Annotated in this window: 13 protein-coding genes; 11 read left to right on the forward strand and 2 right to left on the reverse strand. The window is 64.9% G+C overall.

Annotated elements, in window-relative coordinates; all coding sequences use genetic code 11:
- Positions 1-45 precede the first annotated feature (45 nt).
- The 10 genes from FQU96_RS19955 (at position 46) to FQU96_RS20000 (ending at position 10599) form a co-directional block, all read left to right on the forward strand.
- The gene (locus FQU96_RS19955) at positions 46-1836 is read left to right on the forward strand and encodes a peptide ABC transporter substrate-binding protein (RefSeq protein ID WP_146543092.1); all 1791 of its coding nucleotides are present in this window, start codon (positions 46-48) and stop codon (positions 1834-1836) included.
- 37 nt (positions 1837-1873) lie between these two features.
- Positions 1874-2830 carry an ABC transporter permease gene (locus tag FQU96_RS19960; protein ID WP_146543093.1) on the forward strand — a complete coding sequence of 319 codons (957 nt, stop codon included), beginning with the start codon at positions 1874-1876 and terminating at the stop codon, positions 2828-2830.
- A complete protein-coding gene (locus FQU96_RS19965; RefSeq protein ID WP_146543094.1) occupies positions 2796-3734 on the forward strand; it encodes an ABC transporter permease in 939 nt (312 codons plus the stop codon). The genes FQU96_RS19960 and FQU96_RS19965 overlap by 35 nt, the downstream gene beginning before the upstream one ends.
- Before the next feature lie 11 nt (positions 3735-3745).
- The gene (locus tag FQU96_RS19970) at positions 3746-4117 is read left to right on the forward strand and encodes a VOC family protein (protein WP_146543372.1); all 372 of its coding nucleotides are present in this window, start codon (positions 3746-3748) and stop codon (positions 4115-4117) included.
- A 23-nt stretch (positions 4118-4140) separates the two neighbouring features.
- On the forward strand, positions 4141-5112 hold the full coding sequence (locus tag FQU96_RS19975; RefSeq protein ID WP_146543095.1) for an ABC transporter ATP-binding protein: 972 nt from the start codon (positions 4141-4143) through the stop codon (positions 5110-5112).
- Between the two features lie 22 nt (positions 5113-5134).
- Positions 5135-6109 (forward strand): ABC transporter ATP-binding protein, encoded by a 975-nt coding sequence (locus tag FQU96_RS19980; protein WP_146543096.1) that lies wholly within the window; start codon positions 5135-5137, stop codon positions 6107-6109.
- Positions 6110-6199: 90 nt separating this feature from the next.
- Complete coding sequence (locus tag FQU96_RS19985; protein ID WP_146543097.1) at positions 6200-7039, forward strand: enoyl-CoA hydratase/isomerase family protein; 840 nt, start codon at positions 6200-6202, stop codon at positions 7037-7039.
- A gap of 156 nt (positions 7040-7195) precedes the next feature.
- On the forward strand, positions 7196-8059 hold the full coding sequence (locus FQU96_RS19990) for a CmcJ/NvfI family oxidoreductase (RefSeq protein WP_146543098.1): 864 nt from the start codon (positions 7196-7198) through the stop codon (positions 8057-8059).
- Positions 8060-8193: 134 nt separating this feature from the next.
- Complete coding sequence (locus FQU96_RS19995; protein ID WP_146543099.1) at positions 8194-9555, forward strand: LLM class flavin-dependent oxidoreductase; 1362 nt, start codon at positions 8194-8196, stop codon at positions 9553-9555.
- A 69-nt stretch (positions 9556-9624) separates the two neighbouring features.
- The gene (locus FQU96_RS20000; RefSeq protein WP_146543100.1) at positions 9625-10599 is read left to right on the forward strand and encodes an NADPH:quinone oxidoreductase family protein; all 975 of its coding nucleotides are present in this window, start codon (positions 9625-9627) and stop codon (positions 10597-10599) included.
- Between the two features lie 7 nt (positions 10600-10606).
- Here FQU96_RS20000 and FQU96_RS20005 read toward each other — a convergent pair whose 3' ends face one another.
- Positions 10607-11500: a LysR family transcriptional regulator gene (locus tag FQU96_RS20005; RefSeq protein ID WP_146543101.1), complete on the reverse strand. Its 894-nt coding sequence runs from the start codon at positions 11498-11500 to the stop codon at positions 10607-10609.
- A gap of 100 nt (positions 11501-11600) precedes the next feature.
- Between FQU96_RS20005 and FQU96_RS20010 the strand changes: the two genes are divergently transcribed.
- Entirely contained in the window at positions 11601-12464 is an 864-nt protein-coding gene (locus tag FQU96_RS20010; protein WP_146543102.1) for an NmrA family NAD(P)-binding protein, read from the forward strand.
- A gap of 3 nt (positions 12465-12467) precedes the next feature.
- Here the strand turns inward: FQU96_RS20010 and FQU96_RS20015 are convergent, their stop codons facing one another.
- Positions 12468-13457 carry a zinc-dependent alcohol dehydrogenase family protein gene (locus FQU96_RS20015; protein WP_146543103.1) on the reverse strand — a complete coding sequence of 330 codons (990 nt, stop codon included), beginning with the start codon at positions 13455-13457 and terminating at the stop codon, positions 12468-12470.
- Positions 13458-13554 lie beyond the last annotated feature (97 nt).

The raw sequence follows: 13554 nt of genomic DNA on the forward strand, positions 1-13554 counted from the left end.
CGTTGACGTATACTTAGTCAAACGTGCTGCTGCAGGGGGGATGGTATGAACGAAAAAGAACTACGTGGCCTGATCGACGACGTGAAGATCGGCAAGCTGTCGCGTCGCTCGTTTGTCAGTCGCATGGTGGCGTTGGGGCTGACCGCGCCATTGGCAAGTCAGATGCTGACCTATGCTGGCGTTGCGCAGGCGCAGACCAAATCGACCTACAAGCCGACCAAACGCGGCGGCGGCGGTGCGCTGAAGGTGCTGTGGTGGCAGGGCGCGACCCTGCTCAATCCGCATTTTGCCGTCGGCACCAAGGATCAGGAGGGCTCGCGCATCTTCTACGAGCCGCTGGCGGGATGGGATCCCAACGGCAACCTGGTGCCGATGCTGGCCGCCGAGATCCCCAACCTCGAGGACGGCACGCTGGCCAAGGACGGCATGTCGGTCACGTGGAAGCTCAAGAAGAACGTCGTGTGGCACGACGGCAAGCCCTTCACGGCCGACGACTGCGTCTTCACCTGGGAATACGCGCGCGATCCAGCGACGGCGACCTACACGATCTCGACGTACCAGGAAGTCACCGTCGAGAAGATCGATTCGCATACCATCCGGGTGAAGTTCCAGAAGCCGACGCCGTTCTGGGCCGATGCTTTCGTCGGCACGCGCGGCATGATCATCCCCAAGCACCTCTTCGAGGCGTACAAAGGGGCCGCATCACGCGATGCGCCGACCAATCTCAAGCCGGTGGGCACTGGTCCCTACAAGTTCGTCGACTTCAAGCCCGGCGACATGGTGCGCGGCGAACTCAACCCCAACTACCATGAGCCCAACCGTCCGTATTTCGACACCATCGAAATGAAGGGCGGCGGCGATGCCGTGTCGGCCGCGCGCGCGGTGATCCAGACCGGCGAATACGACTATGCCTGGAACATGCAGGTCGAGGACGAGATCCTTCTGCGCATGGAGAAAGGCGGCAAGGGTCGTGCCGAGATCACGCAAGGCGGCAACATCGAATATATTGCGGTCAATTTCACCGACCCGTGGACCGAGGTCGATGGCGAGCGCGCCAGCATCAAGACCAAGCATCCGTCGCTGTCCGATCCCGCCGTGCGCCAGGCGCTGGCCCTGCTGGTCGACCGCAAGTCTGTGCAGGAGCACATCTACGGGCGCACCGGCGTCGCCACTGGCAATTTCGTGAACGGACCGGAGCGCTTCCGGTCACCGAACACGAAGTGGGAGTTCAACATCGAGAAGGCGAACCAGGTCCTGGAGGAGGCGGGCTGGAAACGCGGCACCGACGGCATCCGGGCCAAGGACGGCAAGAAACTGAAGTTCGTGTACCAGACCTCGATCAACGCGCCGCGCCAGAAGACCCAGGCGATCGTTAAGCAGGCCTGCCAGAAGGCCGGCATCGATCTTGAACTGAAGTCGGTGACGGCCTCGGTGTTCTTCTCCTCCGATGTCGCCAACCCGGACACCTACACGAAGTTCTTCTGCGACATCGAGATGTACACCACCACCATGGTGCAGCCCGATCCCGAGCAGTTCATGCTGCAGTTCCTGACGGTCGAGGTCGCGACCAAGGAGAACAAGTGGCAGGGCCGCAACATCACGCGCTGGCGCAACGAGGAGTACGACAAGCTGCACCGCGCCGGCCAGGGTGAGCTCGACCCGGTCAAACGAGCTGCCCTGTTCATCAAGATGAACGACATGGTCTGCAACGACAACGCCGTCATCCCGGTGGTCTACCGTCCCCGCGTGGCGGCAATCTCCACCAAGCTGCAGGCCTCGATCAGCGGTTGGGACAACGATCTCTGGAACCTGAGGGACTGGTACCGGGACGCCTGAAGCCGCTGCGCGGATAGCGATATAGACTGGGTGCTTCGTGACCCACTACCTGCTGCGGCGCCTCATCATTGCAATTCCGAGCCTGCTCGGAATCAGCATCGTGTTGTTCACCGTGCTGGCGTTGGCGCCCGGTGATCCGTTTGACGAACTGGCGACCAATCCCGCGGTGCCACCGGAGGTACGGGCGGCGCTGCGTGCCAAGTTCGGGCTCGATGACCCGGTCTACCTGCGCTACCTGCATTGGCTCACGGCCATGCTGCAGGGCGACTGGGGTTTTTCCTTCGCCAGCCGCGTCGATGCCGATACGCTGATCCTGCAACGCCTGCCGACCACGCTGTTCGTGATCGGCTCGGCCCAGATCCTGTCGCTGCTGATCGCCTTGCCGGTCGGCGTCTACGCCGCGACGCGGCCGTACTCGATCTTCGACCAGATCGCCAACACGCTGGCGTTCGTCGGCTTCTCGCTGCCAACGTTCTTCACTGGCCTGCTGTTCATCCTGGTGTTCAGTATCTATCTCGACTGGCTGCCGTTCGTGTACAGCGACGTCACCGCCACCGGCTGGCGCTGGTACTGGGAGCATCTGCGCCAGGCGCTGATGCCGATCGCCGTGCTGGGCCTGTTTCAGGGTGCGTCCATGACGCGCTATGTCCGGTCCTCCGTGCTCGACATGATCCGCCTGGATCATGTCACCACGGCGCGGTCCAAGGGGCTGCCCGAAGGCACCGTGGTGGTGAAGCACGTCGTGCGCAATGCCATGATCCCGGTAGTGACCTTGGTCGCCCTGCAGATGCCGATCGTGTTCGGCGGCGCCATCGTCACCGAGCAGATCTTTCGCATTCCCGGCATCGGCTCGCTGCTGATCAGCGCGATCCTGGCCAACGATACGCCCGTGATCATGGCCGTGACGTTCGTGTTTGCGTGCCTGGTCATCTTCTTCAACCTGATTGCCGACGTGCTCTATGGCTGGCTCGACCCTCGTATCGCCTACCGCTAGCGCCCAGGCGCGGGCGGCCGGTCGCAAGCACGTTTCGCCCTGGCGAGAGGCGTGGCGCCGCTTCCGTCGGCATCGGTTGGCCGTGGTGAGCGTCGTTGTCCTGGGCTTGATGGTCCTGCTGGTGCTGTTCGGGCCGCTGATCTGGCGCGTGCCGGTAAACGAGATCGACTTTTCGGCGAAGCTGCAGGGACCAAGCTGGCAGCATCCCTTGGGTACTGACGATCTGGGCCAGGATCTGCTGGCGCGCATGCTCTATGGCGGTCGCATCTCGCTGGCGGTCGGTCTGGCGGCGATGACGGTCGCGATACTGGTCGGAGTCGTGATCGGCGCCATCGCCGGCATTTCCCGCGGTGGCGTCGATGCAGCGCTGATGTGGCTTACCGACCTGTTCCTGTCGCTGCCGCAATTGCCGCTTCTGCTGCTGGTGATCTACCTGTTCCGCGACAAGCTGAAGGATATCGCCGGACCGGAGTTCGGCATGTTCGTCCTGATCGTCATCGTCATCGGCGGCTTCCGCTGGATGCCGGTAGCGCGGCTGGTGCGGGCACAATTCTTCTCGCTGCGCGAGAAGGAATTCGTCGAGGCGGCGCGCGCGCTGGGCGCCTCGACGCCGCGCCTGGTGGTACGCCACATCCTGCCCAACGCCCTGGGACCGGTGATCGTCGCCGGCACGATCGACGTCGCCGCCGCCATCATCGCCGAATCGACCCTGTCGTTTCTCGGTCTCGGTTTTCCGCCCGACATTCCGACCTGGGGCCGCATCCTGTTCGATGCCAAGGACAATATCGACTTTGCGCCGCATTGGGTGCTGGCGCCCGGCATTGCGATCTTCCTGGCCGTGTTGACGATCAACTTCATTGGCGACGGCCTGCGCGATGCGCTGGACCCTCGCAAGGTGATGTAGAACGCATGAATATGCTGGGCCACCTGTCCTTTGGTGTCGAAGACCTCGAGCGGGCGGCGCGCTTCTACGACCATATCCTGGCGCCCCTGGGCTTTGAGCGCGTCTGGAGCAATGAGCGCGGTGCTGGCTTCGGCGAGCGGGGCAAGGGCGACAAGCTGGCGTTGTTTGCCAAGCCCGGGCAGGTCGTGGCGCCCGGTGCGGGATTTCATCTGGCGTTCGACGCGCCCGATCGTGCCGCTGTCGATGCTTTCCACGCCGCGGCTCTGGCAGCCGGTGGCCGGGATGCCGGTGCACCCGGCCTGCGGCCGCACTATGGCGCCAGCTATTATGCGGCGTTCGTGATCGATCTCGACGGCTACAAGCTCGAAGCCGTTCACCAATAAACGACAATGATCAGGGTGGTTTCATGGCCGAGCGTTTGCTCGAGATACGTGGGTTGAAAACGCACTTCGCCACCGATGACGGCATGGTGCACGCTGTCGATGGTGTCGATATCAGGATCGATCGCGGTGAGACGGTTGGCGTGGTGGGCGAGTCGGGATGCGGCAAGACGGTTACCGCGCTGTCGGCCCTGAAGCTGATTGCAATGCCGCCGGGCCGCATCGTCGACGGCCAAATCCTGTGGCAGGGGCGGGATCTGGTGCCGTTGCCCCCCGAGGAAATGCGCAAGATCCGGGCCAAGGAAATCGCCATCGTCTTTCAGGAGCCGATGACATCGCTCAATCCGGTCTACACCGTGGGTGACCAGATCGCCGAGGTGATCCGCCTGCACGAAGGCCTGGGCCGCAAGGCGGCGCTCGACCGGGCCGCCGAGATGCTGCGCGTGGTCAATATTCCCAATCCGCAGCGCCGGGTCCGCGACTATCCGCACCAGTTTTCCGGCGGCATGCGCCAACGGGTCATGATCGCCATGGCGCTGTCATGCAATCCCAAGCTGCTGATCGCCGATGAGCCCACGACGGCGCTCGACGTCACCATCCAGGCCCAGATCCTGGAACTGCTGGCCGACATGAAGTCCAGGTTCGGCATGGCGGTGATGCTGATCACCCACGCGATGGGCGTGGTGGCCGAAACCGCGCAGCGGGTCGTGGTGATGTATGCCGGCAAGGTGGTCGAGGAGGCCCCGGTCGGCGAGCTGTTCCGCGCACCGCGCCATCCCTATACGCAGGGGCTCATTCGTTCGATCCCGCGCATCGATACGGCATCCGTGAAGAAGACCCGCCTCGAAGCGATCGCCGGCGTGGTGCCGAGCCTGCTCAATCCGCCCGTCGGCTGCCGCTTTGCGCCGCGCTGCCGTCACGCCCAGCCGACCTGTGTCGAGGCCACCCCGCCGCTGCGCGAGGTCGGCCCCGGGCACAAGGTCGCCTGTATCCTCTGACGCTTCGCAAGGGAACGTGCCGATGACCGAGCCGCTGCTGCGCGTCAAGGATCTGGTGAAACACTTCTCGGTCAAGGGTGGCCTGTTCGCCCGCGAGGTCGATCGCGTGCATGCCGTCGATGGCGTCAGCTTCGAGGTCGGGGCGGGCGAAACATTGGGCCTGGTGGGGGAGTCAGGCTGCGGCAAGTCGACCACCGGACGCTGCATCCTGCGCCTGATCGAGCCGACCTCGGGTGAGGTGTGGTTCGAGGGCAAGGACGTGCCGGCGCTGGACAGGAGCGCGCTGCGCGCACTGTGCCGCGACATGCAGATCATCTTCCAGGACCCGTACGCCTCGCTCAATCCGCGCATGACGGTGGGCGCCATCATCGGCGAGGCGCTGACCATCCATAATCTGGCCAAGAACCAGCGCGAGTTCGAAGACCGTATCGTCCAGCTGCTGGAGACCGTGGGCCTGAACGCCGACCACATGCGGCGCTATCCGCACGAATTCTCGGGCGGCCAGCGGCAGCGCATCGGCATCGCGCGGGCGCTCGCGGTATCGCCCAAGCTGATCGTGTGCGACGAGCCTGTGTCGGCACTGGACGTATCGATCCAGGCACAGGTGATCAACCTGCTCGAGGACCTGCAGCAGCAATTCAATCTGACGTACGTGTTCATCGCCCACGACCTGTCGGTGGTTGAGCACATCAGCACGCGCGTTGCCGTCATGTATCTGGGGCGGATTGTCGAGATCGCATCGGCACGGGATCTCTATACGAGGCCGCTGCATCCCTATACCGAGGCCCTGCTGTCGGCGGTGCCGATTCCCGACCCATCGGTGAAACGCCAGCGCATCATGCTGCAGGGCGACGTGCCGAGCCCCCTGCGGCCGCCCTCGGGTTGCCATTTCCACACGCGCTGTCCGATCCGCCAGCTGCCTCTGTGCAGCACCGAAGTCCCCAAGCTCAAGGCTGGCCCCGACGGTCACCAGGTGGCCTGCCATTTGCGCGGATAGCTGCTCGACCGACGGCGCAGGACTGTCAGCCTTACGCAGTGGACCTCGTGCGCTACGCTCCGGACGATCAATGGTTCGGAGGAGGAAGCGATGTCCACGCACACCCATGTTCTCGTCGATGCGCCACGGGCTGGCGTCAGCCGGATCACTCTGAACCGGCCAGAGAAACGCAACGCGCTCAACAATCTCCTGCGAACCGAGATCTTCCAGACGCTCGAAGCCAATGATCGCGACCCGGACGTTCGTGTGACGGTCATCCGCGGCGCCGGTCCGGCATTCAGCGCCGGCTACGATCTGTCGGCGGACAACCGTGTCGACCAGCCGTTCCACACCGCTGGCGGGCTTGGACAGTGGCCACGGCATGTGGTCGACGGCTGGTTTCGCGTGTGGGACCTCGCCAAGCCGGTGATCGCCCAGGTTCACGGCTATTGCCTGGCCGGTGGCACGGAACTCGCGACCGCCTGCGACCTGGTCTATGTCGCCGAGGACGCCCAGATCGGCTATCCGCCCGTTCGACTGATGAGCCCGCCTGACATGCAGTTCCACCCCTGGCTGATGGGCATGCGCCAGGCCATGGAGTCGATGCTGACCGGTGATTCGCTGAGCGGTGCCGAGGCTGCCGCGCGCGGGTGGGCCAACCGTGCCTGGGCTGCCGACCAGCTTGAAGCCGAGGTGCTGAAAGTCGCCGAGCGTATCGCCAAAATCCCAAGTGATATCCAGCAGATCAACAAGCGCAGCGTGCATCGTGCCATGGAGATCATGGGCATGCGTGCGGCTATCCGGGCTGGTACCGAGCTTCAGGCTCTGTGCTTCAACACCGAGTCGAGCCGGGCCTACATGAGCCGCTTCCGGCGCGATGGCGAAAGCGTGTCCAAGCTGCTGAGCGAACGCGACGCGATGTTCGGGGACTATCGGGAACGCCAGAAGTAGGATTCCCGTACCCGAGCGCGCCACCCCGCCGGGTGGCGCGCTCGGTTAAACAATTTCTTATCAAGCCTTAAGTTATTCTCGGTGGCGAACCGGGCGGGAAGGGCAGACATCTTGGGTCACGCTGCACTGTAACGTTGGTGCATGGAGGACCTGATCATGCCCCTGGATGAGACCTCGCTGCTGGATCCTGGTGTTGTCGCCACGCTGCCGCACGTCGATGCCGATGTGCACTACCTGGCACCCATCGCCGAGCGGCCTCGCAACTATACCTTCGATCCGCCCGGCGGTGCGCCGCGCAGCAACACCGAGCCTGACACGCACCGGGTCGCTATCCATGACCTGCGGCCGATCGCCGACTCGATCTCGCTCGACAGCAACGGCTTCGCGCTGGTCCAGCACCAGAGCGCCGTGAGCGACTTCTACGACGATGCGGAGGTGCGCCGCGTCTACTACCCGGAAGTCGAGCGGGTGATCAAGGAAGCCACCGGCGCCGATCGGGTGTACGTCTTCGACCATGTCGTGCGCCGGCATGTCCCCAAAGCCGAGGATCGCGCGGTTGATGCGCCGCGCCAGCCGGCCTGGCGCGTGCATATCGATCATACCGTGCGTTCCGGCCCCCAACGCGCCCGCGACCTGCTGCCCGATGATGCGGACGAACTGCTGCGCGGCCGGGTCCAGGTGATCAACCTGTGGCGGCCGATCCGCGGCCCCCTGCAGGATGCGCCGCTGGCCGTGTGCGATGCGACCAGCATCAATGCCGAAGATCTGGTTCCCTCGGATCTTGTCTATCCGAGCCGGGTGGGCGAGACCTACTCGGTGAAGTACAACCCCTCGCATCGCTGGTTCTATGTGCCCCGGATGCAGCCCAGCGAGGCGCTGCTGTTGAAATGCACGGACTCCTCGACCAGCGTCGCTGCCCGGCATACACCGCACACGGCTTTCGTCGATCCGACGACCGCACCCGACGCGCCGCCGCGCGAGAGCATCGAAGTCAGGACCCTGGTGTTTCACAGCGCCTAGAAGCGGATCGACACGAGGATGATCGGACACCTTCCCTGCCGACGGGGAAGGTGTCCGCGCATATGGACATCGGCTGTCCAAAAGACGAAGAATCGCCCGCGCCGAGATCGATCCGCGCCGATAAGAGGTAAGATATGGCCAGCTCGCGTCAATTGCGTCTCGGCGCCTTCATGCGACCCGTCAGCATCCATACGGCTGCCTGGCGCTATCCCGGTGCCTATCCGGATGCCAATTTCAACTTCGCACACCTGAAGCGTTTCGCGCAGACCCTGGAGCGCGGCCGGTTCGACGCGTTCTTCATGGCCGATCACCTGGCCGTGCTGAACATGCCGATGGACGCGCTGAAGCGCAGTGCGACCGTCACCTCGTTCGATCCGCCCACCCTGCTGCCGGCGCTGGCGGTGGTGACGGAGCATCTCGGGCTGATTGCCACCGGCTCGACGACATTCGATGCGCCGTATCATCTGGCGCGCCGCTTCGCCTCGCTCGACCACCTGAGCGGCGGCCGTGCCGGCTGGAACATCGTGACCACGTCCAACCCGGATGCAGCGCTGAATTTCGGGCTCGATGATCATGTCGAGCATGACGAACGCTACAGACGCGCGCGCGAATTCTACGACGTCGTGACTGGTCTCTGGGACAGTTGGGCGGACGATGCCTTCATCCGCGACGTCGAGAGCGGCACCTATTTCGACCCCGACAAGCTGCACGTGCTCGACCACAAGGGTGAGCACTATTCCGTGCGCGGCCCGCTCAACGTGGCGCGCCCGGTCCAGGGCTGGCCGGTGATCGTACAGGCCGGTGCCTCCGAGGCCGGCCGCCAGCTGGCAGCCGAGACGGCCGAGGTGGTGTTCGCCGGCACCGGCAGCCTGGCCGACGGCCAGCGGCTCTATGCCGACATCAAGGGCCGCATGAAGAAGATCGGCCGCGACCCCGACCACCTGAAAATTCTGCCCGGCTGTTTCGTCGTCGTCGGCGATACTGCGGAGGAGGCGCGCCGGAAGCGGCTGCATCTCGACAGCCTCGTGCATTACGACAGCGCCATCGCGTCGCTCTCGATCGCGCTGGGCACCGATGCGTCGAAGTTCGATCCCGACGGACCGTTGCCCGAGATTCCTGAGACCAACGCCAGCAAGAGCGGGCGCGAGCGCGCGATTGCACTGGCCGCGCGCGACAACCTGACGGTGCGGCAACTCGCGCAACGCCTGGGCGGCTTTTCCGGTACGGCGATGGTCGGCACGCCCACCATGATCGCCGACCAGATGGAGGAATGGCTGCTCAGCGAAGGCAGTGACGGGTTCAACGTGATGTTCCCCTATCTGCCCGAAGGGCTCGACGACTTCGTCAATCGCGTGGTGCCGGAGCTGCAACGCCGCGGCCTGTTGCGGCGCGAGTATGAGGGCAAGACCTTACGCGAAAACCTCGGCCTGCCGCGGCCGGAGAACCGCTTCTTCCCCAAACAGGCTGATCGTCCCGCAGAGCGCGACGTCGCCTGAACCGTCACTGTCCCTGCCCAGGCGCGGGCGCGTATACAGTGCCTGGGTCTCGACAGGGATGACGTGACGATGCGGGTGGTTCAAGCGGATCGGCTGGATTCATTGGAAGAGTATGCGGCCATCGAGGCGCCGACGCCGACGCCGTCGGCGACCGAGGTGCGCATCAAGGTGGCGGCGTGCGGCGTCGGCTACGTCGATGCGTTGGTGGCGCTGGGTCGCTATCAGGTCAAGCCACCCTTGCCGCATGTTCCGGGCGCTGAGGTCGCCGGCCATATCGACGCGGTCGGCGCCGATGTCCGTGATGTCGCCGTCGGCGATCGCGTCATGGCACAGGTACGGGGTGGATTCGCCGAGTATGCGATCGCGCCGGCGGCTGCGGTGAATCGCATTCCCGACAACCTGACTTTCGAGCGCGCGGCGGGCTTTCGCACCAACTACCTGACCGCCCTGCATGGTCTGCGCGATCGGGCGCATCTGGCGGCGGGCGAGCGGTTGCTGGTGATCGGGGCTGCCGGCGGCGTCGGCCTTGCCGCCGTACAGATCGGCCGCCTGATGGGCGCCACGGTGATCGCGGTCGCCTCCAGCCCGGAAAAGCGCGCGCTGACCGTGCAGCATGGCGCGGATATCACCCTGGACCGCGAGGTCGACGGCTGGCGCGATCGGCTGAAGGCGGCGGCCGGCGGTGGTATCGATGTCGTCTTCGATCCGGTATGCGGTCCACTCTTCCAGCCTGCGTTCCGGTCGCTGAATTGGGGTGGCCGCCATCTCGTCGTCGGCTTTGTCGGTGGCCCCATCCCCGCATTGCCGGCCAACCTGCCCCTGATGAAGGGCGCGGCCCTGGTGGGCGTCGACGTGCGCCAGTTCGCGCAGGTCTTCGAAGCCGACAAGGCGAAGGCACAGGTGCAGGAACTGCTGGGCTGGGTGCGCGATGATCGGCTCGCGCCGCCGGTGGGGCGCGTCTTTCCATTCGCGCAATACCGTGAGGCGCTGAGCTTTGCCTTCAGCGGCCAAGGCGTCGCCAAGACGGTGCTTGCCGTCGGTTGATCCCGCTCTACAGGCCCTTGGTATCGAGCTGCGTCGCCAGGAAGTCGACGAAGAGACGCACCTTCGCCGATGGCAACCTGGTTGCCGGCCAGACCGCGTGGATCGGCACGGGAGGCGATTCGAAGGCGACCAGGATCGGTTCGACCACGCCCTGGTCGACCAGATCGCGGATCTGCCATAGCGGCGTGAAGCCGATACCCAACCCGCGCGCGACGGCGGCGTAGACGGCCGCCGTGTTGTCGGCTCGCAGGCGCCCGCTTACGCGGATGGTCTTGCGCTTGCCGCCGACGCGAAACGGCCATGTATCGGTATCGCCGTCGAAGGTCCGCACGACGCACTGATGCCGCACCAGGTCTTCGGGCCGTTGCGGCCGGCCGTGCTGCGCGAAGTAGGCGGGCGCGCCGAACACCACGCGCCGCAGCTTGCCCAGCCGCCTGGCCTTGAGCAGTGAGTCCGGCAAGTCACCGATGCGCACCGCCAGGTCGATGTTCTCGGTGATCAGATCGACGAAACGATCCGACAGCTTGAGTTCGACGTCGATGCGCGGGTAGCGCGCCATGAACGCGGCGACGGCTGGCACCAGGTAGGGCGGTGCGAACAACACCGGGGCGCTGATGCGCAGCAGTCCCGAAGGCTCGGTGCGCTGGCTGGCGGCTTCGAGCCGGGCATCGGCTATTTCCTGCAAAGCCGGTTTGACGCGCCGATGGAAGGCGAGCCCGGCCTCGGTTGGAGTCGACTGGCGCGTCGTGCGGCGCACCAGTTCGATACCGACGCCACGTTCCAGCGCCGCCAACGATCGGCTGACCGACTGTAGCGACCGGCGCAGGTGGCGTGCCGCGGCCGTGAGCCCGCCATGATCGACGATCGCCAGGAAGGCTTCTACATCCTCGAATCGCTGCACCGGTATTCTCCCGATAATCGGAAGAATATATCCGATTTCGCCTTAATTATCACGACTGTCGATAGGACGCATGTTGCGGCTCTACCTTGGAGGAGATCGCATGTCCCTATCGAATCCCGTCGTTTTGGTCGTGGGCGCCGCGGGCCGGGTTGCCGGTCTTGTCGTCCCGGAACTGGTGCGTCACGGCGCAGTCGTGCGTGGTTTTGTGCGTAGTGACACTAAGGTGGCTGCCGCACGCGACAGGGGCGCGAGTGACGTTGTCATCGGCGATCTGCGGGACCGGCGCAGCGTGGAAGCCGCGGTTCGCGGGGTCGATGGCGTGTTTCACATCGGCCCGGCCTTTTTGGAGGACGAGGCTGAACTGGGCGTCGGCGTGGTGGCAGCGGCCCGCCGTGCCGGTGTACGCAAGATTGTGTTCTCCTCGGCGATCCATCCGACGAACACCGTGCTGCAGAACCACGCATCCAAGCTGCCGGTCGAGCAGGCGATCTTCCAGTCCGGAATCGACTACACCATCCTGCATCCAGCGACGTTCTTCCAGAACATCGCCGCCGGCTGGAATACGGTCCTCGACACCGGCGTGTTCGGCGAGCCTTTCCCGGCATCGACCCGTATCGCCCGCGTCGACTACCGCGACGTGGCGGAAGCCGCTGCGATCGCGTTCACCACGGATCGTCTGGCGTATGGCACGTTCGAACTCTGCGCCGGCATGACCAGCCGCGACGACATCGTGGCCATCATGAGCGACGTCCTGGGGCGACCGGTCACGGCTGCGGCGCCACCGTTCGAGGCCTGGAGCGCCAGGCTGCCGCTCGATGCACGCCAGAAGGCGTTGCTGGCGAAGGTCCATGCGTCCTATGCCGCGTACGGCTCGGGCGGCAACAGTCTGGCGCTGCGCGCCATCCTGCAACGCGAACCGCGGACGCTGCGCCAGTACATCGAACTTCTGGCGGGCAGGGCGTGAGCGTCAAACCGTCACGACGATTTTGCCGAACTGTTCGTTCGACTCCAGGAAGCGATGCGCCTCGACGATCTGGTCGAACGGGAACGTTCTGGCAATGACGGGCCGCAGCGAGCCCGAGCCCAGTCCATCGAGCACGAACGCCACGGCCGCCGCGCGGCGCGTCGGATCACCGATGGTCTCGTGAACGACGTAGCCGCGCAGCGTCAGGCCCTTGCTGAGCACGGCAAACAGCGGGAAGGGAGTCACGTCGGCACTGAGGCCGCCATAGGCGACGAGGATGCCGCCGCGTGACATCGCGGCGGTCAGCGGCTCGAAGGATCGACCGCCGACCGGATCGAGGACGACGCGGACACCCGGTGCGCCGGCGATAGCCTTCAGCCGGGCTTCGAGATCTTCCTCGGCCGAGGCGATGACGTGCGTGGCGCCGGCTGCGAGCAGGGCCTGCTTCTTGCCGGATGTGCGTGTGACGGCGATGGGCGTTGCGCCGATCAGATTGGCGATCTGGATCACGGCCAGCCCGACACTGCTGGACGCTGCCGTGATGACAACGAAATCGTCCCGGCGAAGGCCGGCGATCTCGATCAACGCTCCGTAGGCGGTCAGGTACTGGACCCAGGTGGCCGCGGCTGCCTCCCAGTCCAGCGATGACGGGTGCTTGATGATGTGCTGGGCCGGAAAAAGAGCGAGTTCGCCGTAGGCGGGCCACCGGACCATCGACGGCAGCGGAATGACGCTGACGGCATCGCCGGGTACCAGGTCGGTCACGCCGTCGCCGATGGCGTCGACGATGCCGGCGGCTTCCAGGCCAAGACCGGACGGCAATATCGGCGTCTCGATGTTGGTGTTCTGCCGCAGCAATGCTTCGGCGCGATTGAGGCCCAGTGCCTTGACGCGCAGCCGGACCTCGCCCGGACCTGGCCTGGGAACATCGACAGTATCGATGCGCAGGACCTCGGGGCCCCCGATCCGGTGAAAGCGAATCACGCGTGCCATCGCTCCAACTCCAAAACAAGTGAATTGAATGAGCTATGGCAGGAGGAAAAAGGCGGATAAATAGCGGCCTGGGAAGAACAGTGGAAACGAATGGTTT

The sequence above is a fragment of the Reyranella sp. CPCC 100927 genome (genome assembly GCF_007859315.1).
Lineage (GTDB): Bacteria > Pseudomonadota > Alphaproteobacteria > Reyranellales > Reyranellaceae > Vineibacter.

Coding starts and splice junctions, on each gene's coding strand:
- FQU96_RS19955 (WP_146543092.1), top strand. CDS start 46: ATGAACGAAAAAGAACTACGTGGCCTGATCGACGACGTGAAGATCGGC.
- FQU96_RS19965 (WP_146543094.1), top strand. CDS start 2,796: ATGGCTGGCTCGACCCTCGTATCGCCTACCGCTAGCGCCCAGGCGCGG.
- FQU96_RS19970 (WP_146543372.1), top strand. CDS start 3,746: ATGCTGGGCCACCTGTCCTTTGGTGTCGAAGACCTCGAGCGGGCGGCG.
- FQU96_RS19975 (WP_146543095.1), top strand. CDS start 4,141: ATGGCCGAGCGTTTGCTCGAGATACGTGGGTTGAAAACGCACTTCGCC.
- FQU96_RS19980 (WP_146543096.1), top strand. CDS start 5,135: ATGACCGAGCCGCTGCTGCGCGTCAAGGATCTGGTGAAACACTTCTCG.
- FQU96_RS19985 (WP_146543097.1), top strand. CDS start 6,200: ATGTCCACGCACACCCATGTTCTCGTCGATGCGCCACGGGCTGGCGTC.
- FQU96_RS19990 (WP_146543098.1), top strand. CDS start 7,196: ATGCCCCTGGATGAGACCTCGCTGCTGGATCCTGGTGTTGTCGCCACG.
- FQU96_RS19995 (WP_146543099.1), top strand. CDS start 8,194: ATGGCCAGCTCGCGTCAATTGCGTCTCGGCGCCTTCATGCGACCCGTC.
- FQU96_RS20000 (WP_146543100.1), top strand. CDS start 9,625: ATGCGGGTGGTTCAAGCGGATCGGCTGGATTCATTGGAAGAGTATGCG.
- FQU96_RS20010 (WP_146543102.1), top strand. CDS start 11,601: ATGTCCCTATCGAATCCCGTCGTTTTGGTCGTGGGCGCCGCGGGCCGG.
- FQU96_RS20015 (WP_146543103.1), bottom strand. CDS start 13,457: ATGGCACGCGTGATTCGCTTTCACCGGATCGGGGGCCCCGAGGTCCTG.